Genomic DNA, 24,294 nt, shown 5'->3' with positions numbered 1-24,294 from the left:
CATGCAAACCAACACTCTCTTTTCATTTCGCTCGCCTCTGGGCCTTCAGCACGATATCCAGCGCATCAGTTTCAAGCCCCAAAGCAAATCCAAAGGCCCCGGGGTTTCCATCGTCGCAGGACTGCACGGCAATGAATACGACGGCGTCTACATCTGCGATCTGCTGATCCATCACCTGCGCGAGCTGTGGCAGTCCCGACCCGAGGCATTCACCGGTTCTATTCATATATACCCCGCAGTCAACCCACAGGCCATCGAATGCGGAGAGCGCGTCGATCCCTATTCTGCGATCGACCTGAATCGTCAATTCGATTCCGAATCGCGCGACTCGATTCCGGCCCGGATTGCGGGCGCGCTCCTGGAAGACATCGGGCGTCACTCCGATTTCGCTTTTGACATACACGCCAGCAACCTGCATTTGTCCGAGCTTCCGCAGATACGCATCATCCACGGACAGGAAAAGACCCTGCTCCCTCTGGCCCTGCATTGCAATATGGACGTCGTGTGGATTCACCCGCTCGGTCCGGTTTATGAATCGACTCTGGGCTTCAATCTGAACCGACTGCAAATTCCCACGCTGGTGATTGAAACCGGAATTGGACTGCGCATCCATCCTGATTTTTGTCAGCAGGCTCTGGATGGACTGCTCAATTTCCTTCACACAACGGGAGCCTTGAATCTGCCCTCCCCGCCGACCGTTAAAACGCCGCAAACGCTCAGACCGCGCGACGTCGCTCTCGTTCAGGCGGAACGACCCGGCCTGTTCGTCGCAGGCATAAAACTCGGCGACCCGATCCGAAAAGGCGATCGCATAGGAGAATTGAGAGACCCCGCGCTGGGGATCTGCGAGTCCGTCATCGCCCCGGAGTCCGGTCGCGTTTTCACTTTGCGCGAACATCCCTTGACGCGCCTCGGCGCGCCGCTCGCGCGCATCGCCAGGAAATCCGAATGAAACGCAAACTCCTTTCCATTCCATCGCCCCTGGGGCCGGATACGGATTTCTACCAATTCGAATGGACCGGTACGGACGCCGAAGAAACCCTGTCCATCGTCGGCGGACTGCATGGCGATGATTTCAACGCCATAGAAATTTCATCGCGCTTGATTGCCTTTCTCGACCAGATCGAAAGCAACCCGGAATCGCCCTACCAGATACGGGAAAAAATCCAGCTATTCCCCACCGTCAACCCCAACGCCTTCGAAACCGGAAGCCCGGTCTGGCCTTCGGACGGACTGGACGCCGACATGTCCTTCCCCGGCAACGACGCCGGGGAACCGGAAGAACGCTACGCCCGCGCCGTGTACGAGGCCACCTTCCATTCCACTTATGGAGTTCTGCTCGGTTCTGAGGCGCGGCATTTCGAATCGCACCCGCACCTGCAATGCATGTCGTTACGCCGCATTGAAAAGAAAATGGCCCGCGCCACGTCTTTCCCCCTCCTGCGTAAGATCAAAACGCCGACCTCCTTCAAGGCGCGTTTTTTTCATCACTGGACGGAACGGCAAACGCCCGCGCTCATCTTTTGCGGCGGAGAACGCGGGCGCATATCGACCCGCTATTGCGACCTCGCCTTTCAGGCTCTCATTGATCTGCTCATGGCTCTGGAAATTGTGACCCACTCGACCCACGCGAGCAACAAACGCGAAACCCTGATATTTCCAAAACAATGCGAAACCATCGTCTCCAGCAAACAGCCCGGACTGTTCATTCCCACCGTCCAACCCGGGGCGCGACTTGAAAAAGACCAGGTCCTCGGAAACGTTCGTCACCCCTACACCGGGGAGACGCTGGAAAGCATCGTCGCTCCAGGCGATGGCCTTTTAGTGTCCTTGCGCAAATTGCCGCTCGTGTACGAGGGGGATAAAATCGCCGTCCTGTTATCGCCGCCCAAACTTCGTTTTTGGCCCTTTTCACATTAAGCTCCGATCAAGCCATCGACAGAACGACGGCGCGCCTTGCCGTCGCAACGGGCTTCATGTAAAATTCATAAGAACAATATGCTTGCCAAGGAACCTTGCATGACCCTTTCGCTTTTCCCCGCTCGCCCATTTCAGATCCAGCAAAGCTCCGAAGGGTATCGATATTCCATCGAACCCTTTCTGCTCGCTCACTTCCTCGCTCTGGAACCAGAGGACCGAACGCTCGACATCGGCACGGGTTGCGGAATCATTCCACTACTCATCGCCTCCCGACATCCGCAGGCGCGCGTCACCGGAGTGGAATTGCAGACCTCGCTGGCAACGCTGGCGTCTGATAATATTGAACGAAGCGGCTTGCGAGATCGCGTTACGATCATCAATCAAGACATTGCTGACTTTGCTGAAAGCGCTGGGAGCGCCAAGTTTGAACACATCGTTTCCAATCCACCCTATCGGAAAGTCAACACCGGGCGGCTCAATCCCAACTCCGAGAAAGCCCTTGCCCGGCACGAGTTGAAACTCAACCTGGAGACGCTATGCGCTCTGTCTGAAACGCTACTGAAAAAGGGCGGAACGCTGACCGTCGCCTACCCGCCAAGTCGGCTCACGGAAACCTTGAATGCAATGACGGCGCGCGAGCTTCACCCCAAACGACTGTGGTTCATCCATGGCAACTCTTCGGCGCCCGCTAAAATTTTTCTAGCCCAGGCCGTGCTGGGTAAAAAGACAGAGTGCGTGGTGGAACCTCCGCTTTATGTTTATGAATCAGCAAACCAATACACCTTGTCCATGGAACGCATTTATGCCTCCTTTAATCATACTGGCCGGCCCGACCGGGTCCGGGAAGACTGAAACCGCCGTCGCCCTTGCAGAGATGTTGCAGAGCGAGGTCGTCAACGCAGATTCGCTTCAGATCTACAAATATTTTGACATCGGCACCGCCAAGCCCGCCGCTTCACTGAGGGCGCGGGTTCCGCACCATCTCATCGACATTCTCGAACCGGATGAAGAATTCTCCGCGTTCGATTTTAAAATCGAAGCCATGCGCATCATTGAAAACTTGCATCAACGCGGCTGTACGCCAATCCTCTCGGGAGGCGCCGGACTTTATATCAAGACCCTGACGGAAGACTTCGACTGCGGAGTTCAGATCGACCCGGAACTCAAACAACGAATCAAAAACCAAATCGTCGAACGCGGCGCGCCGGAACTGCACCTTGAGTTGAAGAAGGTCGATCCGGTGTCTGCGGAAAAAATCAAACCCACGGACCCGCAACGCATCGAACGAGCGCTCTGCGTCTATTACCAAAGCCAGCGACCTCTTTCCGAATTTCATCAGCAGGAAGAAACTCCGTCGAGACATGATTTTCCGATCCACACCTTCCTCCTGCAATGGGAGCGAACCCTCCTCTACGCCAACATCAACAAGAGAGTCGATACAATGATGGACGCCGGTCTTCTGGAAGAAGTGAAATCCTTGAAACGCAAGGGATGGGGCGCGCATTTGAAACCCTTCAAGAGCATCGGTTACGCGCAATTGGCGGAACATCTTGAGGGGCAATGTTCCCTCTCCGACGCCGTCGACAAGATCAAGCAGGAAACCCGACGCTACGCCAAACGCCAGACCACCTGGTTCAAAAAAATCCCCGGAGCGATCCCGATACCCGCCACGCCCGACGATAACGCCGAATCCTTGCGCGATAAAATTTCACGACATTTGAACGCCGCGCTGGCGTCATTTCTGGTCGCCGCGTTCCTGTGCGTGTTTGCCCCGGCGCCCGTCGAGGCGGAAGAAACGGCTCTGCAACAAATCGGGAGAAAAATCAACCATCAGCAATGGGATCAGGCTTCGAAACTCCTCAAGAACCTGCAAGGCCAGCAGGACAAGCAAACGCGTTATTTGCAGGCTCGCATTCAATCCGCAACGCTAAACGGCGCTTCCGAAAAGTCTCTCGACGCGCTGGAAGCCGAACTGAACCAATTGATCGAGGTCTATCCTGAAATTGAAGACTATATTCGCATGGATATGGCCCAGCTGCTTCTGACGCGCAAGCAATTCAAAGAGGCGATTTTGCAAACCCAGCAGATCGCGAACCGGTTTCCTCAAAGCGTTCTCTATCACGAGTCCCAAAGTTTACAAGCCCATGCGCTTGAACGATCCGGTCAAACGATAACCGCCGTCGAACATCTGGAAAAACTCATCCAGTCTCTGGAGCAAAAAGCATCCACCGACTCGGATCGCGAACTGCTGGAGGAGTCGATCTTTCAAAAAGCCCGACTCTTGCAGGCAAGCGGCAAGCATCAACTCGCCTACGAAACTTATTCCTATTTTTTCATTCACCATCCAGCAACCCCCCTCTCTGCAGAAGCCGAAACGCAGAAAGCGCGCTACGAGCTGGAAGGCAAGATCATAAAGAAAATCCTCAGCGAAGAGGAATGGGCCACGCGCACCAAAGGTCTCCTTAAAGAAGTACGCTACGCCCAGGTCATCGGCGAACTCAATCGGCTCATGAAAGACCAGGGTCCGCTTCCTGGAAAATTTTATTTCTATCTGGCGACCGCGCACGCCGGGTTGAGGGACCGCACGCAAGCCGTCGCCACGCTTGAGTCTTTCTTGAAACGCTATCCTGAGCACAAGAGAGTCCCCGAAGCGAAGTATCAAACCGGACGCCATCTTTGGAATCTGGGCAAGAACAACAAAGCGATGGCATATTTCGACTCGGTCATTAAAGAACATCCCAGAGACGACTGGGCGGTTCAGGCGCGTTACATCAAGGGACGAATGTATGAGGAACGAAAAGATTTCAAATCAGCGCTCGAACAATTCCGCTATGTCGCGGAAAATTACCCCAGCAAAACAGAAGGCCAGGTCTGCGCCTGGCGCATGGGCTGGATTCACTACCTCAACGGCGACTACAAAAGCGCCTATGAACAATTCGCTGAAAATGCGCGGCGCTTTCCATCCGACATCGCTTCTGAAGACAATCTGTTCTGGAGCGCCAAGGCCGCATATAAGCTGGGCGATAAAGAGCAAGCTCGAAAACGTTTTCAAAGCGCTTTTGAAAACTACCCCTACACCTATTACGGCTTGCGCGGCAAGGAACTGTTGACATCCATCGACCCGAACGCCGCAAAATTGAAGCCCCGGGAATCGAAGGGTCCGCTGGACGCAACATCGCCTTCCATCTCCAAGAACTCCCAATATCATCTCGACCGCGCCCGAGAGATGATCGGACTCGGCCTCTACCCATTCGCCGAAAGAGAATTGAAGCAAATTGACGGGTCCATTCGTAAAAACTATTCCGGCGTTCTTTGGTTATCACAGCTATACAATCAGGCTGGCTCCTACTCCTCTGCGGTGCGACTGCTTCAACTGTATCGCAACTTCAAGGGCAAAGAAGATGAAAAGGAATTGCCTCGTATTTTCTGGACCACCTATTACCCTTCCGCCTTCGATAGAATCATCCAGACTCAGGCGACACAATTGAAAGTCGATCCGTTTTTTGTACAGGGCCTGATAAAACAGGAAAGTCTTTTTGAAGCCGACGCGCTTTCCAGCGCCGGCGCTCGCGGCTTGATGCAGATCATGCCCGCAACCGGGCGCAGGATCAAAACCTATAAAAATGTTTCGGTAACTTTTGAGAGCGAGGAAGACCTGTTCGAACCGGGGATCAATATTTCCCTCGGCATCGCTTATCTACGCAAACTACAAGACACCATTGGCGACAACCGGGCGCACTTGCTCATTTCTTACAACGCCGGACCCTCGGCCCTGAAAAAATGGCTGAAACGCTTCAAGCATATCGAAGACCCCGACGTTTTTATCGAGTCCATTCCTTATCCTGAAACCCGGGGTTATGTAAAAAAAGTCCTGCGCAACTACTGGATCTATGAAAATCTCTACGGCCGCTGAGCCACGCCGGATCGGGGGGATGTTCTTTTGTTTTTTTAGCCTGAAAGTCGTATAATTTACTTTTCCCAAGAGACGCTCATGAAATCTAAAGTCGTATTAAAAAAACAGGCCGATTACGATCTGAACGCAATTGAATGCTTCATTCGAGATAGCGTGGACCGACTGTTCCCCGACGCTTCTCCCTTCAAACCCGGGGACCGGGTCTTGTTGAAGCCCAATTTACTGCGCTCGGCAACGCCGGAACAATGCGTGACCACCCACCCGGTCATTCTCGAAGCCATGTGCCGGGTCCTGAAAGATTTTGGCGTCCGCAGTATCACCATTTCAGACAGTCCGGCAATGGGAAGCCTGAATTTTGTGGCCCGCCAGGCCGGATATGAACCGCTGGTCAAAACTTATGGCGCCCAAATCACTCCGCTATCGCGCCCGACTGATTTTGAATCGCTCGAAAAAATTCCGCACCTTAAAATCGCCGGTTGCCTCGACGACTACGATCATGTCGTGAATCTGCCCAAAGTAAAATCGCACCGGCAGATGACGGTGACGCTCTCCATAAAAAATCTGTTCGGTCTGGTGATTGGCAAACGCAAACCCGTACTGCATTGCCTCGTTCAAAACGACAAGGTCAAATTCGGGCGCATGCTGGTTGAAATCGCGCAAAAGGTGAACCCGACCCTGACCGTGGTCGACGGCGTTCAGGCCATGCAGGGCAACGGCCCGATGAACGGAACGCCTTTCCCGCTCGGCGTCGTCTGCGCGGGCCGCGACCAGACTGCGGTAGATCGAGTCATGACGGAAATTTTACCGGTTCCCCTGGAACGCATGTATGTTTTGACGGCCGCCGAACAACTCAAGTTCGGCCAGGCAGACATGGCTCAGATTCAACTCGTCGGAGAAACCGACCTGCAACTTTTACGCGCTGAAGATTTCAAACTGGCCGATCGTCCCCTCGATATATCCTTCAATCCGCTCCGCCTGGCAAAATCCTGTTTCAAACAGTTTGTCGAATTGGCGTTCAAAGAACGATGGGCAAAAAGCGGACCGGCATAATGCGTCTTGACCTATCCACTCCAGCGCTGACGCCATCTAAAGATTCCATGCGATGCGATGCCGCAACTAGATAGCGAACACTGGGTCGACCGTTACGGCGACATGATGTATCGCTACGCCCTCGTCCGCGTTAAAAATCCGGACACGGCGGAAGAAATTGTCCAGACGACTCTGCTCGCGGCTTTGCAGGCGCAGGATAATTTCGCCGGTAAATCGACGGAAAAGAGCTGGCTCTTTGGTATCATGAAACACAAGATCATGGATCATTTCCGGCAGTCCAAACGCCTGCAAGGATTCGACCTGTCGGCGGAAGATGCTTCCGACCCGATCGAATACGACGCCTCCGGTCACTGGAAAATTTTCCCAAAAGACTGGGGACTGGACCCGGAGAAAGCGACTGAAAACGCTCAACTGGCCATAGCGCTTAAAACCTGCATGGAGGGCTTGCCCGAAAAATTTCGCAAGATATTCATACTTAAAGAGCTGGAGCAGATGAATTCCTCTGAAATCTGTAATGAATTCGATATCAAGCCGACCAATCTGTGGGTCATTCTCCATCGCGCCCGCAACCAGCTCAAACTCTGTCTTGAAGCGAAATGGTTCGAAAACCGGGGCGACCCATTATGATGAACGCCATGATGAAATTGTTTAAAATGACCTGTGAGGACACCTCTCCGTTGCTGTCGGAATCGCTCGACCATCCGCTTCCCCTGGGCAAGCGCCTGCGCGTTAAAATTCATCTGGCGATGTGTAAATTTTGCCGGTTTTATGTCAATCAAATGCTCATCATCCGGAACCTGGCGCATCGCATCGGCAGGGAAGACGATCCCGCAGGCGAAGACCGTCGCCTGACCGATGAAGCCAAGACCCGAATCAAACTGGAATTAAAAAATCATCCCTAACAATTATGTCTGAAAGGAATACCGTCATGTCCGAATCCAGCTGTTGCGACGAGCAGGAAGACTCCAAGGTCACACGCGAAGACGTGCGAGATTTTTATTCGAAAGCCGCGCTCGAAGCGCAGGACAGCTTGTGTTGCCCCGCTGAATACGATGAAAGTAATCTGTCCCATATCCCGGAAGAAGTCCGTGCGATCTCTTACGGATGCGGAAGTCCCGTCGACCGCGCCGGTCTGCGTCAGGGAGAAACCATGGTCGATCTTGGGTCTGGCGGCGGCATCGACTGCTTCATCGCATCCAAACTGGTCGGAGCTTCCGGTCGCGTCATTGGCGTGGACATGACCGAAGCGATGCTGAAAAAAGCGAGTCTCAACGCCGAAAAGGTCGCGAAGAACCTGGGCTATGGCAACGTCGAATTCAAGCAGGGTTTCCTGGAGAAAATTCCCGTCGAAGACGACGCGGCGAACCTCGTGACCTCCAATTGCGTACTCAATCTTTCAGTCAGCAAAGCCGAGGTCTTCAAGGAAATCAAACGAATTTTAAAACCCGGCGGACGCTTTGTCATTGCGGACATCATTTCAGATCGCGCCGCGCCTCAGCATATGCGGGACAACCGGGAACTCTGGGGAGAATGCGCGTCCGGCGCGATGACCCTGAAAGAATTCATCGACATGACCCGCGCCATCGGCTTTCACGGCATCTCCCTCAAAAAAGATTATTTGTGGAAAATCATCGAGGGCATTAAATTTTACTCCTACACGCTGACAGCTTATGCGCCCGATCCCGGCGAATCGTCCTGTTGCAGTTCGCTGATGGCGGCCTACAACGGCCCATTTGAAAGCATCGTCTGCAACGGTCAGGAGTTTCGCGTCGGCGAAGACGTCGAGGTCGATGAGGCGACCGTCAAAATTCTTGGCGACGCTCCCTACGCAGGCCATTTCACGATCACCGATCCCGAGACCGAAGCGCCCTCGGACGGGGATTCCTGTTGTAATTGAAAACGTCCGGCAAGGCGCCCCCTTCAAAAGGGCGGTCCCTTGCCGGATGATATTTTAATCGTTACGACCTCGCCGGACAGGCGCGGTCTCGGCTCCCATGCAGTTGACGCGCAAACAATTTTTAAAAAGTCTGCTGGCCGACTTCGCCTTGCTGGCCCTCGCGCCTCTCAAAGCTCTGGCGAATATGAAACCGCGTATTTTGCAAACGCGGCGCGAAACGCTTCCCGTCACTCCCGTTCCCGAATTTTATGTCGAAGATATTTCAGGTCCGCCCAAAGCCGAAGTCATGCGCTCTCCCGACTGGCGTCTCAAAATCCACGGCAGACTGTCCCAGCCCTTATCTCTGAGTCTCGATGAGATTCGCGCCATGCCCTCGGTGCGTCAGGCGATCACCCTTTCCTGCATCGGAAATCCTGTTGGCGGCCGCGCCCTCGGCAACGCCTACTGGCAGGGCGTTCCCCTCTCCACATTACTACGAAAGGCCGACCCCGACTTTTTCTCCAATCGTCTGATCCTGCGAGCCGACGACGGTTATCACGAAAGCGTGCCATTGAAAAAAGGATTTCACCCCGGAGCGATGATCGCCTACAGCATGAACGATCAGCCTTTAACGCCGGACCACGGAATGCCCGTGCGACTGCTCATCCCCGGTCTGTACGGCATCAAGCAGGTGAAGTGGTTGCGCGAGATCGAAATTTCGCGCGGCTCCTATCAGGGTTATTGGCAGAAAAAAGGTTGGACGCAACAAGCCCGAGTTCATATTTTTTCCAGAATCGACTTCCCGCAAAACGAAGACGCCCTGCCTTTGCGTTCCACAGAAATCAAGGGCATCGCATTTGCCGGGGATCGCGGCATACAGTATGTGCAAGTGTCTACCGACGGCGAGCGAACCTGGTTCCTCGCCGAAATCGAGAAACCGCTGTCGCCATACAGTTGGGTGTTCTGGAGCTATCGCTGGACGCCCCACAGTCGCGGTGAATTTGATATTTCGGTGAGAGCCGCCGATCAATACAGCGGTCGGCAGGAGAATGGAAGCAGAGACCCCTTTCCTTCCGGCGTCGACGGCGTGCATCGCATCCGGGTGGAAATTCTCTGATAGTATTTCGAGATCACTTCAGGTAATGCGGCAGGCGGGTGCGGTCGTCCAGGAGGGCAGATTTCATTTGTTCTTTATCCATATTCATGGCGTAGCGAAAGACGGTTCCCTTCAGATTGGCGCCGGAAAAATCCGCTTTGCTCAAATTCGCCCCGCTCAAATAGGCTTCCGTCATATCAGCGTTGAGGAAACTCGCCGAGGTCAGGTCGGATTTACTCAAATCGATTTTAAATAATTTCGCGTTCGCAAAACGGGCGCGCCTCAGATCGGAACCTTTCATGCGCGCGCCTTTCAGGCTGGTGTTTGAAAAATCAACCTTACGCAGATTGGCGCCGCAAAAACTGGCTTCATCGAACTCCGCTTCCGTCATGATCGCTTGACGAAAATCCGCTTCGTCGCAAACGGTTTTGTTGAGGATCGCTCCCGAAAGGTCGGTCTTCCCCAAAATGGCTCCGGTCAAATCGGCGCCGGATAAATTGGCCGCGCCCAGATTGGCTTTGCTCAAATTCGCTTTTTTCAGATTCGCGCCCTGAAGATTCGCCTGAAACAAATTGGCGCGGCTCAGGTCCGCGCCTTCCAGATTTGAGTCGCTCAGATCACAACGCTCCAAATCGGCGCCGCGTATCAGGCCGCCGCTCAGGTTGGCCCCGGCCAGATAGGTGTCTCTGAGATTCGAATCGCTTAAATATTTTTTATTGCCTTCGATGCGTCTACGCTCGGCGTCTTCTTCCGACATGGTTGAAATGCGTTCCTTACTAGAGGGTCTGAAGCCTCATTGTACAGGCAATTTCGCATCAAGCAAGGAACATAAATCGCCCGCGCGACAGAGTTACGAAGCCGCTGGACTCTTCTTTTTGAAACGTTGGTACAAGGCGGGAACAACCGCAAACAAACCAAGAAGAGCGAAAGACAGCAACACTTCGGGCGATGCGATATCTCTCAGGGAATTGATCGACGCCAGACTCGATCCCGCATTCGCATAGACAAAAGTTCCGGGAAGCGTGCCAAACATCGTTCCAAAAAAATAAATGCGTAACGGAACCTGGGTGAGCCCGGACAACAAATTGACCAGGAAAAAAGGGAACAAAGGAACCAAGCGAAGAAACAGAATATAGTTGAGCGCGTTTTGCGAAAATCCCGCATTGAAGGGTTGCAGGCGCTCGCCGAATTTTCCTTCGACCCAATCCCTCAACAAAAATCGGGCCGCAAGAAACGCCAGAGTCGCTCCGATCGTCGCGCCAACGTTGACGACTGCGGTCCCCATCACCGATCCGAATATAGCGCCTCCCCCTAAAGTCAGAATCGTCGCGCCTGGCAGAGACACCGCCACAACGACAATGTATAACGCAATGAACCCGAGAATCATCGGAACGGCATTGTGTTCATAATAGTCAAGCAATCGATCCCGGTTCGCCTTGAGACCGTCCAGTGATAAATACTGGTTCAGGTCAAAGTAGAAAAACAACCCTGCCCCAACAGTCAGGCATGTCAGTAGTATGATTTTTTTATTCATCGAATCCTCTAAACGGATAAACCTGAGTGTCTGAAAAAAGCCGTCCGTGAACCATGTCCAGAAATTTAAAGATAATAGCAACCTGCTCTGCATCTTTGGTCGCGCGCCTCGCCCAGGCCTTACATTCGCATTCAGATCAGCAATGATTCTTGTTTGAAAACTTTTTCAAGGCTTCTGTAAACACATCCTGAAGTTCGCGCTGAATTTTTTTTGAATCGTATTCCAACATGGCGCCGCCGTTTTTCAGGAAATCAAGATGCTGGGAGACCTTCAGACAAAGAGGCGCGTCGCCCGATTCATCCGGCTTCATCAGCATCAACTCGCAAAACTCAATTCCCGCCTTGACGGAACGAATCAACTGCGGGTTGATCGGCATTTTCTTTACCTTGATGAGGTAGTCGCAGATTTCAAGCGCCTTTTCGAACCCAGCCTTGCCGTCGCGGTACCTTCCATCGAGCATCGCCTGTAGCGCGTCCATCATAAAATATTCTTTATTGCCTATGAAATCCTTGCGCGCTGGATCCGAAAAATAGGCGGACTTGAATTCTGCCAGCAGTTCCAGAACTCGAGCGCGTCGATTGTGGGGCGCCAGGACATGATCCTTAGGAAGATTCGCGTTCGCCGGATTGATCTGTTCGGAAATATTGAACCAGATCAGCGTCTTGTAGACCAGGGGACGCGATGAAGCGTCCTCCCTCAACGCGGTTTCAATATGAGCCAGACCCTCTTTGCGCAAATCCGATCCGCCCTGCAGAATGAAATTGCCGAAACCGCCCAGACGGCTGTTGCCGTAACGGTACATTCCCAGTCCAAAATTGGAATCAACAAAGCGCGAATCCAGGTCCAGCGCCTTCTCCAAATGCCCATCCGCCTGCAATCCGTTGATCAGCGCCGACACCAGATCGCCTTGTCCGTATTCAAAAATTGCAATATAACCTTCCGCTCCGCCAAGGTACATATAGGCTTCCGCCTTTTCAGACGGGCTCGCATCGTCTCGATCGATGATCTCGCGCGCGGTTTTCTTGGCCATCTCGCTGTAATAGGAAAATGGTTTGGCCACGGAATCGATCTTGTATTGACTGGTGAAGGCGAGGGTGTGCGACACTTCCCCCAGCAAGCCCGCATACGCGAAATAAAAGCGCATCCGCTCCATTGTATTATCTCTGGATTCGGGTTGCGCCTCCAGAAAGGCAATGCGCTCGTCGAAAATCTCGAACCAGCGATCAAATTCATAATAGAGGGAATCAACCAGAGCGCGTTGAGCCGCGACGGAGGCGCTGATATTATTTTCGGGAGGAGCCGACAACTGCGTTGGAAGCGCCCGGGCAAAATACGGAGCTTCAAGAAGAAGCGACAAAAAAACCAGCGCAATGAATTTCAGAATCCGGCTTGGCATTGACGAGCCTTTAGTTTGCAGGGCGATCAGGTAATTTGTTCGATCAACAAACGCACCTGGGCGGAACGCGAATACTCCTCCAGTTTCACATAGAGCTGGTCCGCCTTTTTCAAATGAAACGCGGCTTTCTCCGGGTCGGGAATTTTGTCGTGATAAATCGCGCCCAGCATATGGTGTCCGTCGGCGAAATCCGGCTTGAGACGCACCGTTTCCTGAAACGCCTCGCTCGCTTCCGCATAACGCCCCCGTTCCATATGAGCCATCCCCAGGTAAAACCGGATGGGAATCGATTGCGGTTTGAGGATCGCCGCCTGCTTCAGCGCTTCCGCCGCCTCATCGTACTCTCTTAAAAATTGCCGGGCGATTCCCATATAATAGTAAAGGTTCACTTCCCGGGAATCGATCTCCAATCCCTTTTCAATGACTGTGATCGCTTCTTCAGGCTCGCCCTTCTTGATATAAATCGCCGCCAACGCGGTATAAGCGTGGATGAAATCCCGCTTCAATTCAATGACGTGGTTGAATTCCCAAATTGCCTTATGATGAACGGGAAAACCCATATCCACCTGACTGCCAAAAGCGATTCCCAGATTGTAATGCGCATCGACATAACCCTTTTGTAAATTGACCGCAACCCGATAGGCGTCGATGGCTCCCTGATTCTGTCCGTTCTGCTGTAAACGCAACCCTTCCTTAAGCCAGTCTTCAGGAGTCGCCGCGCCGCTCTCTTTTTTCTCTCTCAGGGCCTGGATCAAGGCCGCATGATGCAAGTCATTCTGTTTCAGATACAGTTGGTTCGCGCTCGCAAGATATTTTTCCGCGCGTTTGGGATTGCGCATTTTCTTGATATGCAGATGCCCCAACTGACCAAAGGCGTCGGCAAAAGCAGGATCGATACGCACCGCTTTTTTGAAGGCCTGACGCGCAGAGTTATGGCTTGCGTATTCCACATAGGCCAGCCCCAGAAAATAACAGGCGTCGGCAAAATAACGTTTCCGACCGGTTTCTTTTTTCGGGTGACTAGGGTCTTTGGGAAATCGGCGCAAGCGATCGATGGTGTAGGTCAACCAATAATCCGCAAGCGCAAAATCAGGCGTGTGGCGCGCCGCCTGACAGAAGGCTTCGACCGCCTTTTTCTCTTTGCCCAAGGCCTGATAAGCCGAGCCGAGGTTGATCCAGGCTTGCGGATAGTCCGGGCGGATGCGTAACGCCTTGCGATAATATTCAACTTCGGTTTTGAATTGGCCCTGGCATCCAAACACATGCCCCAGCATATGATAGGCCGGATAGGCCTCCGGCTGTTTCTGCAAGACCTGCTGGAACACGGCGACGGATTCGCCGAAGCGACCTTCGGAAGTCAGCTCGACGCCCTTCTCAAACAGCAAAGGGTCCTCCCAATCGTAGGGAAGAATGTCGTGAAACACTTCAACCAGTCGATTGGCCGGTTCCGCCCGATCCTGAAAAATTTCGAACGCTCTGGCAAGGTTTGGGTTTTGTTGACGAAGCGCGTCGCCCAGCGTGGACAGGGACTCCATCTTTTCCCCGGAGGATGGCTTGTTTTTAGAATCGGGCGACATGGGAATGTTTGGGAAACGGGGTGACTAGATACGGGGGCGGTCCCCTTCGAGAAACCGTTGAGCCTCGGCGCTCAATGTAGCTTCAAAGAACGTCGCAGAGGGTCCCTGATCCCAGATTTGCCCCTCATGCAAAAACACCACTTCATCTGCAATTCTTCGGGTTTGCGCGATGTTATGCGTCGCCATCAGTATGGTGTGTTTTTCCTTGAGAGACAAGATCAATTGTTCAAAGGCCTCGACGGAGACCGGGTCCAGCGACGAGGTCGGCTCGTCCATGAGCAAGATTTCCGGTTCAAGGGCCAGCGTTCTGGCGATGGACAGTCTCTGCTTTTGCCCTTGAGACAGTATGGATGCGGGTTTTTTCAGGCGATCCTTGACCTCGTCCCACAGATGCGTTTCTTTCAAATAGCGTTCTGCGATCTCGGGGAATTCCGATTTCCTTTTAGGGTGATGGTATTTGTAGCCAAAAATAACATTTTCATAAATGCTTTTCGGGAACACGCAGGGGGACTGAAAAATCATACCGACCTTGCGCCGCAAGTCATAGACGTTAACGCCGTTTAAATAGATTTCCGTGCCGGCGACCCAAACTTCCCCGCGAACCTTGAAACCGGGTATCCGGTCGTTCAGGCGACTCAGGGAGCGTAACAAGGTCGTCTTGCCTGAACCGGAAGCGCCCAGAATACAAGTGATCGAGTTTTCGGGAAATCCATAACAAAGATTTTTCAAAATGGGTTTTCCGTTATAGGTAATCTCGGTGTTCTTCAGTTCCAGATTCACCATTTTATCTTTCACCGCTGGGCCTCCATGGAAAACTGATTGCGCACCCAAAGCGAGAACAGGATCAATAGAAACACCATCAGCAATAAAACAGATGCCGCGCCCCAGGCGTTGGTCAGAGAACTCGCCTGCGAAGCGTCCTGAGCCAGCACCAGAATATGCGTCTGTAAAGTGGGAACCGGATCTTTAAACGACTGCGGGAAGGTGGCGCCTGAAAACGCGGCGGCGGTGAACATGATGGCCGCCGTCTCCCCGGCCGCGCGCGCCAGCCCCAGCAATCCGCCGGTCACCGCGCCATGCCAGCATAGCGGCAGGACCACGTTCTGCGCCAGCGCCCAGGGCGTCATGCCCAACGAGGTTCCCGTTTCCCGGTACTTTTCGGGAAGCCCTTCAACGGCTTCCTGAATGCTTGCCTGTATGGTTGGAAGAATCATGATTCCCAATATCAGAGCGCCCGTCAACCAGGACACTCCGGCTCCTAAATAAACCCCAAACAAAACATAACCCGCCAGACCGAACAGGATGGTCGGCATGGCGTTCAACGAATAAATCACCGCGCGAAAGGCGGCTTTCAGACGATGCGAACGCAGACATTCGGTCTGAAACAAGGTCGTCCCCACCGCAAGGGGAAGCGCGATCGCCAATGCCCCGACGGTCAAAATCAGCGTTCCAATGATTTGATAAAACACGCCGCCCTCGGCGCCAAAATCACTCGACGGCTCGGTCAGAAATCCGAGAGAAAGCGCCGGCATTCCTTTGCCGAACACGGTCGATAAAATAATCAGCAAAACCAGCAACCCCGTTGCGGCTAACATAAAGATTATTGCGATCAGCATGCGATCCAATGTTTGCCTCACCGTTGCCGCCTCCTCAATAGATAAGAGCCAAATCCCGTCAACAACATGGAACCGGAAAACAGCGCGCATCCAAGCCCCAGCAATGCGTTCCAGTGCATCCCCGAACCGATCGCTTCCGCCGCTTCCCTCCCCAGTTTCGAAGGGATGCTCTGTCCCGGCGCAAACCAGTCGAACCAGGGAGACGGGATCATGTCGAGTCCTCCGATCACCAGCATCACGGCAATCGTCTCGCCCAATGCCCGACCCAGCCCAAGCAGAACAGCGCCTACGATGCCCGGCAGAGCCTGCGGAAACACGACGCGGAAAAAAGCCTGTAAGGGCGGAAGGCCCAGACTCGCCGCCGTTTCGCGAAACTCGCGCGGCACCGAATGAATCGCGTCTTCCGCCAGAGTCATGATCGTCGGCAGGATCATCACGCCCAACAAAATCCCCGCGGTGAACAGAGTGTTGCCGTCGATCAATCCAAACCAGTCCTTCACCCAAAGCGCAAGCAGAGCGGCGCCCAACAAACCGTAAACAATTCCAGGGACGCCCGCCATGAGCTCCATCGCCGCCTTGAAAACCAAACGCAATCGAGGCGACAAAAATTCGGACGCCGTCACCGCGCCCGCAAGGGCAAAGGGAAGGGCTGTGACCAAAGCCAGGGTCGAAACCATCACGGAACCGTAAATCATCGCAAGAGCGCCGTAGGATTCCCCGGGAAACCAGTCCGTACTGGTGAAGAAACTCAAAGAATGGTCGCGCCACAGCGGCCAGCTCGCCCAGAACAGGTAGACATAAAAACCCAGACCGATCAGCAGGGTCAACCCGGCCGACAAGGCCGAGAACCAGAACAGTGGGTCGGTCGGCCTTTTCTCAAGGACGTTCAATGGGAATGTATCCGCTGTCAACGACAATCTCTTTTCCTTTGGGACCGTATATAAATTCCATGAATTCCTTGACCGCTCCGACCGGTTCGCCTGCGGTTACAAACAACAGGTCTCGCGTGATGGGGTAGGCTCCGGAACGCACATTGGCAACGCTAGGCTCGATTCGCGCGTCGCCTTCCTGGATCGCAACGCCTTTGACCGCATCGTTCAGCCAGGCAAGAGACAACATACCGATGGCCGCATCACTCTGCGCAATTTTAGCGCGTTCTTCATTATTGGAACCGGTGACCAAACGGGCGCCGGGAGTGCGCGCGTTAGCGTCGCCAAACACATAATTCATAAAAACGTGGCGCGTCCCTCGGTGACGCTCCTTATCAATAACGACTATCGCGCTATCCGGTCCGCCCAGGGCGCTCCAGTTTTTTATCTTCCCGAGATAAATCCCTGCGATTTGTTCGCGCGTCAAGGCCCGCACACCCGCGTTATATATCGATGCAGAAATTGCGCAGGCCACGCCATCCCTTCCGACCGCGTGCGCCTTCAATTGACTCCGCTCAAATCGGGACAACTCTCGCGGCGTAATCATGCGAGAGGCCATGCCAATTTGCGCCAGACCGCTTCCAACCGCATTGATTCCAACGCCGGAACCGCCGCCATTGACAAGAATTCTAATTTCCGGTCGATTGACTAAAAATGCCTCCGCCGCGCGAGATGCAATGGGCGCGACCGTCGTGGAGCCGGAAATAGTGATGGTCTCTTGCGCCTGCGCGATGTTCAGAATGAAGACCATCGGTAAACATGCCAGGGCGGTTGAAAAAAACTGTCTCAAATTCAAATGTTCAGCTCCCTGAGTCTTTGAAAAAATCCATACCGCCATCTTCAATGTGTCGCTACAAAGGCCCAAAACTATCATGGCATTGAGCGAAAACCGCGTCTGAATTCAAAAAAACCAGTTCAAATGCATCGGCAGGCTTAACTTTTCTTCAAATTATTCCGAAAAACAGGTATGGCATTGATACCTCCATCCTATTTCAATTGCGTCGTCACTCTCGGTAATCGGGAAGCCGCGGATGATATCACATGGACCGGCACCGGAACCCTCGTGGGGCGCCTGCATCATTCCATATCAAGCGATCAGCAAGAATATCATCTCTTTATTGTGACCAACCGCCATGTTTTGCAGGACAGAACCGACCTTGTGGTTCGCTTCAATCCTTCAGGGCCTGAGCCTTCGCGCAACTATATCATTCCATTATACAACAAAACAGGCGCGTCTTTGTGGACCGGTCACAAGAACCCGGATATCGATCTCGCCGCAATCGGAATCGACGCGAATTTTTTATCCGCTCATGAAATCCAGTATGATTTTTTCAAATCCGACTACCATTTCACGCCGCTGAAGGAAATGGCTCAAAAGCAGATTTCCGAAGGAGACTTCGTCTACGTTCTCGGTTTTCCCATGGGCATCGCCGCCCCGGAACGTCATTACGTCATCGCGCGATCCGGCATCATCGCCCGGGTTCAGGATGCGATCAATCGTCACAGCGCCGACTTTCTGATCGACGCCATGGTCTTCCCCGGCAATAGCGGCGGCCCGGTGATCTACAAGCCGGAAATCATCAGCATCGGCGCGCCCGCCGTATCGAAACCGGGCTTGATTGGCATCATCGCCAGTTACCTGACCTACACCGAAACCGCTCTGAGCCAGCAAACCGGACAACCCCGCATTGTATTTGAAGAAAATTCAGGGCTGGCGGTAGTGATCCCCATCGACTACGTTCAGGAAACCATCGACCGGGCGTTCAACTCCATCCAATTCACCATCGCCAAAGAAATTGTAGAAACTCCGCCCTCCATCTGAAGTCAACCATTGGCGCGCCCCGCAGGCATTTCTTTAAATTTAAAAAGCCGCTTTCTCCACCCTTTCACCCTTGCATCATTTCAGTTTGCGGGAGGCCATTTTTTCGTTCAATTTTAAGCCAAACTATTTTATAGTAATGGAAATTTCAACTTTTGGAGGAGAGAATGAAACTTTTCGCACAAGCGCTGTTAATCGTATCTCTGGCATTTTGTTGGGCTTGCGCCGCCAACCATCAGGGAAGTTCTTCGGACTCGGGTACTGTTAAAATGCTGACCGATGAAGACTACAAACGAATTGGCGTTAAGGAAACCGGGCCTCAGTAGAACCCCCTGGAATTTTCCCTAAAAAATAAAGAAGCCTTGGGAGCGGTTGTCCGTTCTCAAGGCTTTTTATTTTCAATTCCAGTGCGATTTCTAACTTCGTTGTAACTCAAGGTTTTCCTAAAAACAGTTCCAACTGCGCTCCGATGAAACCGAAGATCGCCGCGCCGCTCCCCGCTGAAACGATCAGAATATCGCGATCCCCTGTGGAGTAACCGACCGCCGTTCCCAACAAACCGCCGACGCAGATAATCAACATAAAGCGAGTCCCGCCGAGCCAGCCGACAAAGCCGCCGACGACGCATCCCAAAGAGCAGGCGACGACCATGAGAACAACGCTGTCTACGGTCAGGCCTATCAGCAAACCGGTCGCTCCCATCAGCGCTATTCCGCTGAAAATATTTTGCCTTTTATTCGAAACCTTCATTTGATAGCCTTCTTTAGAGTACAGGGCCTTCGCCTCAGGAAAAATCACTTTAGCACATCCCGGTTTCCCCTGGCATTTTTCCGGTGAATCATGAAACGATATGCGCTTTTCATCACGATCCTGACCTTCCTCACGGCGCCTCCCTCTGCGTCTGCGTTTAACGTCAGCGGATTAAAAAAACCTGAAAGTTTTATCATCGACCCCGCCACCGGTTCCTATTATATTTCCAACGTCAACGGCGGAGCGCGACAAAAAAACAACAACGGATTCATCACAAAACTCTTTCCCGACGGTTCGATTGAAAACTTGAATTTCATCCAGTCTGGCAGGCTGGGGACGACACTGCATGCCCCGAAAGGTCTCGCCATCGTCGGCGAGCGACTTTATGTGACGGACATCGACCGGGTTTGTTTTTTCGACAAGGCTTCTGGAAAATTTCTCGGCTCTATCGGGCTTTCTATCATGGGAGCGCGTTTTCTTAACGACATTGCCGCCGACCCCGAGGGCAACCTCTATATTTCAGACACGCACGCCAACATCATTTTCAAACTGAGCCGCGGTCAGAGTTACGCCGCGTCCATTCTGGCGAAGGGTTCCCGGTTGAGGAATCCGAATGGCCTGGTCTACGATGCGGCTCGCAAGCGTCTGCTCGCCGCCGCCTATGGGAGTGGAGAAATATTGAGCGTCGCCAATGACGGAAGCATTCGGCCCGCTGTTCCGGGAAAGATGAAACGACCCGACGGGATGGATTTTGATCGTTCGGGACGCTTGATCGTGTCCAGTTTCTCCACTGGGAAAATTTACCTGATAAGTGATTTTTCAAACATGGAAATCCTCAGGGAAAATCTGGTGACTCCCGCTGACATTTCTTATGATTTTCGGAATAATCAGGTTCTGGTTCCATCGTTCAACGGCAACGGCGCCTTCACCATTCCGCTTCACTGAAATAAAAAAAGAGCCTGTCTCCTCTATTGAGGAAACAGGCCCTTTCCTATTTTCAACCCATCACAAATCGACAGGTTTTGAACTTGTAATCAGACGCATCGCGTCTTCAACGCAAAGCCTTAGAGATTTTTGAAGACCTCGTCCAGGCTCTTTTTGGCGTCGCCAAACAACATGCGGGTATTCTCCTTGAAGAACAAAGGATTGTCCACGCCCGCATAACCGGTCGCCATACCGCGTTTCAGCACGATGGTCGTTTCGCCTTTCCAACACTCCATGACCGGCATACCGGCAATCGGGCTGTTGGGTTCGTCCTGAGCGGAAGGATTCACGATGTCGTTCGCGCCGATAACAACCGAAACGTCGATTTTCGGGAAGTCATCGTTGATCTCATCCATTTCATAAACGATGTCGTAAGGCACCTTCGCTTCGGCCAGCAGTACGTTCATGTGGCCCGGCATACGTCCGGCAACGGGATGAATTCCGAAGCGCACGTTGACCTTCTTGCTACGCAGGGTTTTGGTGATCTCGCAGACAATGTGCTGAGCTTGAGCCACCGCCATTCCATAGCCCGGAATGATCATCACTTCTTTGGCTTCCTTGAGAAGAGTCGCCGCCTCAACCGCATCGATCGCAACCACTTCACCCTGTTCTCCAGCCGCGGCAGGACTGCCGCTCGCTGTAGTCCCAAATCCGCCAGCGATAACCGACAAAAACTTGCGGTTCATCGCGCGACACATGATGTAGCTCAGAATCGCGCCGCTACTTCCTACCAGCGCGCCGGTCACGATCAACAAGTCATTGCTGAGCATGAAGCCCGTCGCCGATGCGGCCCAGCCGGAATAACTGTTGAGCATCGAAACCACCACCGGCATGTCTGCGCCGCCAATGGCCATGACCATATGAACGCCAAACGCCAGCGCGATCAAGGTCATGATGATCAAAGGAAATGTGCCAGCGCCCTGCGCCGATTGATCGACAAATGCGTCGCACAACCAGATGGTCAGGATCAACAAACCCAGGTTCATCCAGTGGCGTCCGGGCAGTAACATGGGATTGCCGCCGATTTTCCCGCTCAATTTACCAAATGCAATGATGGAACCGGAAAACGTGATCGCTCCGATAAGAATACCCAGATAGGTTTCAATGTCATGAATTGATTTTTCAACGCCCTCAAAATGAATCGTTGAATCCATGAAATTTGCATATCCAACCAGCACCGCCGCCAGACCTACCAGACTGTGCAGAATGGCCACCAGCTCCGGCATTTCCGTCATTTGAACGCGCTTCGCCAGCACAATACCGACCGAACCGCCAACCAACAGACCGAGGATAAGCAATACCATATGGTCGGTGACGCTTGAAATGGTCGCAACCAGAGCCAGCGTCATGCCGATCATGCCGTACAGATTACCGCGTCGCGCGGTTTCCTGATTGCTCAGTCCGCCCAGCGCCAGAATAAAAAGAATTGTCGCCCCAACATAAGAGGCGGTTACGATACCTTCACTCATCTTTTATCGCCTCCTATTTGCGAAACATTTCCAGCATTCGGCGCGTCACCGCGAAACCGCCTGCTATGTTGATAGCCGTAATCAGAACAGCCAGTCCTGCAAGAAGAACGATGATCGGTTCTCCCGAGCTGATCTGTAAGATGGCGCCAATAATAATGATACTGCTGATCGCGTTGGTCACGCTCATGAGCGGAGTGTGCAAAGCCGCCGAAACGTTCCAGATGACCATGTAGCCGACAAAACAGGCCAGCACGAATACCGTAAAATGAGCCATGAATGAAGCGGGAGCGACCGAACCTAATCCAAACAGAGCGAGTCCGCCGACGCCGAAGGTTATCAGCGGCCCCATCCAAGCGGGCTGTTCTTTGGCTTCGGGTTTTGGAGCGGGCTTGGACGCTTCCGCCGGTTTGGCCGGAGCGGCTGAAAGTTTGGGAGCCGGAGGCGGCCATGTGATCTCGCCATCCTTGACCACCGTCGCGCCGCGCACCACTTCATCTTCCATATCGACTTTTAAATTGCCGTCCTTTTCAGGACACATGTCTGTCAGCAGATGGCGCAGATTGGTGCCATACAACTGACTCGACTGCGCCGACAAACGGCTTGGCAAATCGGTGTAGCCGATGATGGACACGCCGTGCGCGCTCACCACTTCGCCTGCTTTTGACAATTTACAGTTACCGCCCTGCTCTGCCGCCAGATCGACAATAACGCTACCGTCTTTCATGGAGGAGACCATCGCTTCCGTAATCAGCTCTGGAGCGGGTTTTCCGGGAATCAAAGCCGTGGTGATAATGATATCCACTTCCTTGGCCTGCTCGGCGAACAATTCCATTTCAGCTTTAATGAACTCTTCGCTCATGACCTTCGCGTAACCGCCCGATCCCGAACCTTCTTCTTCAAAATCGAGTTCCAGAAACTCCGCATCCATACTCTCGACCTGTTCTTTCACTTCCGGTCGCGTGTCGAACGCTCTCACGATCGCGCCCATGCTTTTCGCCGCGCCAATCGCCGAAAGACCCGCCACGCCCGCGCCGATCACCATGACCTTTGCAGGAGGAATCTTTCCTGCGGCGGTGATTTGACCGGTGAAAAAACGACCGAAATGCTGAGCCGCTTCCACCACTGCGCGATAACCCGCAATATTCGCCATTGAACTGAGCGCGTCCATCTTCTGCGCTCGCGAAATACGAGGCACGCTGTCCATCGCCAGCGCGGTTACTTGTTTCTCCGCCAGGCGTTTTAACAACTCAGGATTCTGAGCCGGCCAGAGAAAGGTGATGAGTATCTGATTTTCGTGTAGAAGATCGACTTCGTCGGTCTTCAAGTCCGGATTCATTTCCGGCGCGCGAACTTTCAATATTATGTCGCTCTCTTGCCACAATGTTTTGGCGCTTTCCACAACCGTCGCACCGGCTTCTACATATGCGGCATCCGCAAAATGAGCCAGCGCTCCGGCGCCTGCCTGCACCGAAACTTCAAAACCTAGCTTTTTGAGTTGACTGACAACCTCAGGGGTAGTGGCCACCCGCCTTTCGCCAGCATGAACCTCTTTGGGAACACCAATCTTCATTTTTGCGCCCTTGACTGTTAGTTAAGTATGAAAATATAAAGGGTGATAATAACTAAATCCCAACGAAGTTCAACTAAAATCTCCCTTTTTCTGACTCTAATTTCAAAACCAGCGCTGGATTTACTCTCAAAAACGCTGTGCCGTTGAATCAAATAAAACCCCGCCGGTTAACGTGAAAAATCCCGTCCCTCCACTCCAGTGGACATAGAATTTTTTTCATTATATATGAAGCAAATCGCTTTATTTCCCAATAAGGAATTTAAAATACCGTATAATTAATCAAGAGGACTGTGTACCGGCGACATCTCCGCTCACCACAATCCTTAGTTCCGAATTGGGATTTTTAAAGAACGAACGTCTTGTTCCTCAAACTTCGCCTGAAGGCTCCTCAATGCAAAGCGTATTTTTGACAATTTTTATTATTTTCTTTGTTTTCAAAGGAGAGGTCTCCGCGTCCCGTCTCTTTCCTGAAAAGGCCTATCAGGCTTATTGGTGCCAGCAAGCCCAGGGTCAAACAGAGGTCCGCCTGATCGACCGCACCCGCGTCGACTGCCTCACAACCCAGCACGCGATCGAATTCGATTTCGGCTCGAAATGGGCCGAAGCGATTGGCCAGGCCTTGCACTATTCAATGGCCACTGGAAAGGAAGCGGGTATTGTTCTGATACTGGAAACGGAAGAGGATGGGAAATACTGGATCCGGCTCAATAACATCATTCAGCGCTATCATCTGGGAATACACACCTGGAAAATTCACCCAGAGGCGTTGAATCAAGCGCCGAAATGACGATTAAC

24 protein-coding genes are annotated in these 24,294 nt (G+C 52.9%); 13 read left to right on the top strand and 11 right to left on the bottom strand.

The features are described from left to right. Position 1 precedes the first annotated feature (1 nt). The 9 genes from G3M78_07550 (at position 2) to G3M78_07510 (ending at position 9,876) form a co-directional block, all read left to right on the top strand. Positions 2 to 952, top strand: coding sequence for a hypothetical protein (locus G3M78_07550; protein ID QPJ65250.1), 951 nt, complete (start codon positions 2 to 4; stop codon positions 950 to 952). After that, the gene (locus G3M78_07545) at positions 949 to 1,920 is read left to right on the top strand and encodes a hypothetical protein (GenBank protein ID QPJ65249.1); all 972 of its coding nucleotides are present in this window, start codon (positions 949 to 951) and stop codon (positions 1,918 to 1,920) included. The genes G3M78_07550 and G3M78_07545 overlap by 4 nt, the downstream gene beginning before the upstream one ends. A gap of 99 nt (positions 1,921 to 2,019) precedes the next feature. Further along, positions 2,020 to 2,772: a tRNA1(Val) (adenine(37)-N6)-methyltransferase gene (locus G3M78_07540; GenBank protein ID QPJ65248.1), complete on the top strand. Its 753-nt coding sequence runs from the start codon at positions 2,020 to 2,022 to the stop codon at positions 2,770 to 2,772. After that, positions 2,723 to 5,833 carry a tRNA (adenosine(37)-N6)-dimethylallyltransferase MiaA gene (miaA, locus tag G3M78_07535; protein QPJ65247.1) on the top strand — a complete coding sequence of 1,037 codons (3,111 nt, stop codon included), beginning with the start codon at positions 2,723 to 2,725 and terminating at the stop codon, positions 5,831 to 5,833. The genes G3M78_07540 and miaA overlap by 50 nt, the downstream gene beginning before the upstream one ends. Before the next feature lie 78 nt (positions 5,834 to 5,911). Next, a complete protein-coding gene (locus G3M78_07530) occupies positions 5,912 to 6,883 on the top strand; it encodes a DUF362 domain-containing protein (protein QPJ65246.1) in 972 nt (323 codons plus the stop codon). Between the two features lie 57 nt (positions 6,884 to 6,940). Next, positions 6,941 to 7,510 carry a sigma-70 family RNA polymerase sigma factor gene (locus G3M78_07525; protein ID QPJ65245.1) on the top strand — a complete coding sequence of 190 codons (570 nt, stop codon included), beginning with the start codon at positions 6,941 to 6,943 and terminating at the stop codon, positions 7,508 to 7,510. Between the two features lie 8 nt (positions 7,511 to 7,518). Continuing rightward, on the top strand, positions 7,519 to 7,785 hold the full coding sequence (locus G3M78_07520; protein ID QPJ65244.1) for a zf-HC2 domain-containing protein: 267 nt from the start codon (positions 7,519 to 7,521) through the stop codon (positions 7,783 to 7,785). A 26-nt stretch (positions 7,786 to 7,811) separates the two neighbouring features. Then, positions 7,812 to 8,780 (top strand): methyltransferase domain-containing protein, encoded by a 969-nt coding sequence (locus G3M78_07515; GenBank protein QPJ65243.1) that lies wholly within the window; start codon positions 7,812 to 7,814, stop codon positions 8,778 to 8,780. Positions 8,781 to 8,877: 97 nt separating this feature from the next. After that, the gene (locus G3M78_07510; GenBank protein QPJ65242.1) at positions 8,878 to 9,876 is read left to right on the top strand and encodes a molybdopterin-dependent oxidoreductase; all 999 of its coding nucleotides are present in this window, start codon (positions 8,878 to 8,880) and stop codon (positions 9,874 to 9,876) included. A 13-nt stretch (positions 9,877 to 9,889) separates the two neighbouring features. Here G3M78_07510 and G3M78_07505 read toward each other — a convergent pair whose 3' ends face one another. The 8 genes from G3M78_07505 to G3M78_07470 form a co-directional block, all read right to left on the bottom strand. Next, positions 9,890 to 10,612 carry a pentapeptide repeat-containing protein gene (locus tag G3M78_07505; protein ID QPJ65241.1) on the bottom strand — a complete coding sequence of 241 codons (723 nt, stop codon included), beginning with the start codon at positions 10,610 to 10,612 and terminating at the stop codon, positions 9,890 to 9,892. 93 nt (positions 10,613 to 10,705) lie between these two features. After that, a complete protein-coding gene (locus tag G3M78_07500; protein QPJ65240.1) occupies positions 10,706 to 11,389 on the bottom strand; it encodes a TVP38/TMEM64 family protein in 684 nt (227 codons plus the stop codon). Positions 11,390 to 11,525: 136 nt separating this feature from the next. Then, positions 11,526 to 12,785 carry a hypothetical protein gene (locus G3M78_07495; protein QPJ65239.1) on the bottom strand — a complete coding sequence of 420 codons (1,260 nt, stop codon included), beginning with the start codon at positions 12,783 to 12,785 and terminating at the stop codon, positions 11,526 to 11,528. A gap of 26 nt (positions 12,786 to 12,811) precedes the next feature. Continuing rightward, the gene (locus tag G3M78_07490) at positions 12,812 to 14,362 is read right to left on the bottom strand and encodes a tetratricopeptide repeat protein (GenBank protein ID QPJ65238.1); all 1,551 of its coding nucleotides are present in this window, start codon (positions 14,360 to 14,362) and stop codon (positions 12,812 to 12,814) included. Positions 14,363 to 14,386: 24 nt separating this feature from the next. Then, positions 14,387 to 15,145 carry a phosphate ABC transporter ATP-binding protein gene (locus G3M78_07485; protein QPJ66801.1) on the bottom strand — a complete coding sequence of 253 codons (759 nt, stop codon included), beginning with the start codon at positions 15,143 to 15,145 and terminating at the stop codon, positions 14,387 to 14,389. An 8-nt stretch (positions 15,146 to 15,153) separates the two neighbouring features. Continuing rightward, positions 15,154 to 15,978, bottom strand: coding sequence for an ABC transporter permease subunit (locus G3M78_07480; protein ID QPJ65237.1), 825 nt, complete (start codon positions 15,976 to 15,978; stop codon positions 15,154 to 15,156). A 17-nt stretch (positions 15,979 to 15,995) separates the two neighbouring features. Further along, a complete protein-coding gene (gene pstC / locus G3M78_07475) occupies positions 15,996 to 16,868 on the bottom strand; it encodes a phosphate ABC transporter permease subunit PstC (GenBank protein QPJ65236.1) in 873 nt (290 codons plus the stop codon). Further along, the gene (locus G3M78_07470) at positions 16,855 to 17,745 is read right to left on the bottom strand and encodes a phosphate ABC transporter substrate-binding protein (protein ID QPJ66800.1); all 891 of its coding nucleotides are present in this window, start codon (positions 17,743 to 17,745) and stop codon (positions 16,855 to 16,857) included. The genes pstC and G3M78_07470 overlap by 14 nt, the downstream gene beginning before the upstream one ends. A 129-nt stretch (positions 17,746 to 17,874) precedes the next feature. On the opposite strand from G3M78_07470, the gene G3M78_07465 reads away from it, so the two are divergent. Then, positions 17,875 to 18,729, top strand: a complete 855-nt coding sequence (locus G3M78_07465) for a hypothetical protein (protein QPJ65235.1) — start codon at positions 17,875 to 17,877, stop codon at positions 18,727 to 18,729. Between the two features lie 164 nt (positions 18,730 to 18,893). After that, positions 18,894 to 19,052: a hypothetical protein gene (locus G3M78_07460; protein QPJ65234.1), complete on the top strand. Its 159-nt coding sequence runs from the start codon at positions 18,894 to 18,896 to the stop codon at positions 19,050 to 19,052. Positions 19,053 to 19,158: 106 nt separating this feature from the next. Here G3M78_07460 and G3M78_07455 read toward each other — a convergent pair whose 3' ends face one another. Then, positions 19,159 to 19,476, bottom strand: coding sequence for a hypothetical protein (locus tag G3M78_07455; protein ID QPJ66799.1), 318 nt, complete (start codon positions 19,474 to 19,476; stop codon positions 19,159 to 19,161). Between the two features lie 90 nt (positions 19,477 to 19,566). Between G3M78_07455 and G3M78_07450 the strand changes: the two genes are divergently transcribed. Further along, positions 19,567 to 20,421, top strand: a complete 855-nt coding sequence (locus G3M78_07450; GenBank protein QPJ65233.1) for a hypothetical protein — start codon at positions 19,567 to 19,569, stop codon at positions 20,419 to 20,421. A 119-nt stretch (positions 20,422 to 20,540) separates the two neighbouring features. On the opposite strand, the gene pntB is transcribed toward G3M78_07450, so the two are convergent. Next, positions 20,541 to 21,929: a Re/Si-specific NAD(P)(+) transhydrogenase subunit beta gene (gene pntB, locus G3M78_07445; protein QPJ65232.1), complete on the bottom strand. Its 1,389-nt coding sequence runs from the start codon at positions 21,927 to 21,929 to the stop codon at positions 20,541 to 20,543. Positions 21,930 to 21,942: 13 nt separating this feature from the next. Beyond that, positions 21,943 to 23,499: a Re/Si-specific NAD(P)(+) transhydrogenase subunit alpha gene (locus tag G3M78_07440; protein ID QPJ65231.1), complete on the bottom strand. Its 1,557-nt coding sequence runs from the start codon at positions 23,497 to 23,499 to the stop codon at positions 21,943 to 21,945. A gap of 391 nt (positions 23,500 to 23,890) precedes the next feature. Here G3M78_07440 and G3M78_07435 point away from each other — a divergent pair, with 391 nt between their 5' ends. Next, on the top strand, positions 23,891 to 24,286 hold the full coding sequence (locus G3M78_07435; GenBank protein ID QPJ65230.1) for a hypothetical protein: 396 nt from the start codon (positions 23,891 to 23,893) through the stop codon (positions 24,284 to 24,286). The last annotated feature ends 8 nt before the right edge of the window (positions 24,287 to 24,294 follow it).

It is taken from the genome of Candidatus Nitrohelix vancouverensis, from assembly GCA_015698305.1.
Classification (GTDB): Bacteria; Nitrospinota; Nitrospinia; order Nitrospinales; family VA-1; genus Nitrohelix; species Nitrohelix vancouverensis.
Note: the sequence above shows the minus strand (reverse complement) of the source record. Positions and strands in the feature narration are given on the sequence as shown.

What these genes read in the sequence shown, in the direction of transcription:
- G3M78_07470 (QPJ66800.1), bottom strand. Translation starts at nt 17,745, where the DNA reads ATGGCGGTATGGATTTTTTCAAAGACTCAGGGAGCTGAACATTTGAAT.
- G3M78_07480 (QPJ65237.1), bottom strand. Translation starts at nt 15,978, where the DNA reads ATGCTGATCGCAATAATCTTTATGTTAGCCGCAACGGGGTTGCTGGTT.
- G3M78_07435 (QPJ65230.1), top strand. Translation starts at nt 23,891, where the DNA reads ATGCAAAGCGTATTTTTGACAATTTTTATTATTTTCTTTGTTTTCAAA.
- G3M78_07540 (QPJ65248.1), top strand. Translation starts at nt 2,020, where the DNA reads ATGACCCTTTCGCTTTTCCCCGCTCGCCCATTTCAGATCCAGCAAAGC.
- G3M78_07460 (QPJ65234.1), top strand. Translation starts at nt 18,894, where the DNA reads ATGAAACTTTTCGCACAAGCGCTGTTAATCGTATCTCTGGCATTTTGT.
- pntB (QPJ65232.1), bottom strand. Translation starts at nt 21,929, where the DNA reads ATGAGTGAAGGTATCGTAACCGCCTCTTATGTTGGGGCGACAATTCTT.
- G3M78_07515 (QPJ65243.1), top strand. Translation starts at nt 7,812, where the DNA reads ATGTCCGAATCCAGCTGTTGCGACGAGCAGGAAGACTCCAAGGTCACA.
- G3M78_07500 (QPJ65240.1), bottom strand. Translation starts at nt 11,389, where the DNA reads ATGAATAAAAAAATCATACTACTGACATGCCTGACTGTTGGGGCAGGG.
- G3M78_07510 (QPJ65242.1), top strand. Translation starts at nt 8,878, where the DNA reads ATGCAGTTGACGCGCAAACAATTTTTAAAAAGTCTGCTGGCCGACTTC.
- G3M78_07520 (QPJ65244.1), top strand. Translation starts at nt 7,519, where the DNA reads ATGATGAAATTGTTTAAAATGACCTGTGAGGACACCTCTCCGTTGCTG.
- G3M78_07495 (QPJ65239.1), bottom strand. Translation starts at nt 12,785, where the DNA reads ATGCCAAGCCGGATTCTGAAATTCATTGCGCTGGTTTTTTTGTCGCTT.
- G3M78_07450 (QPJ65233.1), top strand. Translation starts at nt 19,567, where the DNA reads ATGAAACGATATGCGCTTTTCATCACGATCCTGACCTTCCTCACGGCG.
- G3M78_07525 (QPJ65245.1), top strand. Translation starts at nt 6,941, where the DNA reads ATGCCGCAACTAGATAGCGAACACTGGGTCGACCGTTACGGCGACATG.
- G3M78_07455 (QPJ66799.1), bottom strand. Translation starts at nt 19,476, where the DNA reads ATGAAGGTTTCGAATAAAAGGCAAAATATTTTCAGCGGAATAGCGCTG.
- G3M78_07530 (QPJ65246.1), top strand. Translation starts at nt 5,912, where the DNA reads ATGAAATCTAAAGTCGTATTAAAAAAACAGGCCGATTACGATCTGAAC.
- G3M78_07545 (QPJ65249.1), top strand. Translation starts at nt 949, where the DNA reads ATGAAACGCAAACTCCTTTCCATTCCATCGCCCCTGGGGCCGGATACG.
- G3M78_07490 (QPJ65238.1), bottom strand. Translation starts at nt 14,362, where the DNA reads ATGTCGCCCGATTCTAAAAACAAGCCATCCTCCGGGGAAAAGATGGAG.
- G3M78_07440 (QPJ65231.1), bottom strand. Translation starts at nt 23,499, where the DNA reads ATGAAGATTGGTGTTCCCAAAGAGGTTCATGCTGGCGAAAGGCGGGTG.
- miaA (QPJ65247.1), top strand. Translation starts at nt 2,723, where the DNA reads ATGCCTCCTTTAATCATACTGGCCGGCCCGACCGGGTCCGGGAAGACT.
- G3M78_07505 (QPJ65241.1), bottom strand. Translation starts at nt 10,612, where the DNA reads ATGTCGGAAGAAGACGCCGAGCGTAGACGCATCGAAGGCAATAAAAAA.
- G3M78_07485 (QPJ66801.1), bottom strand. Translation starts at nt 15,145, where the DNA reads ATGGTGAATCTGGAACTGAAGAACACCGAGATTACCTATAACGGAAAA.
- G3M78_07465 (QPJ65235.1), top strand. Translation starts at nt 17,875, where the DNA reads ATGGCATTGATACCTCCATCCTATTTCAATTGCGTCGTCACTCTCGGT.
- G3M78_07550 (QPJ65250.1), top strand. Translation starts at nt 2, where the DNA reads ATGCAAACCAACACTCTCTTTTCATTTCGCTCGCCTCTGGGCCTTCAG.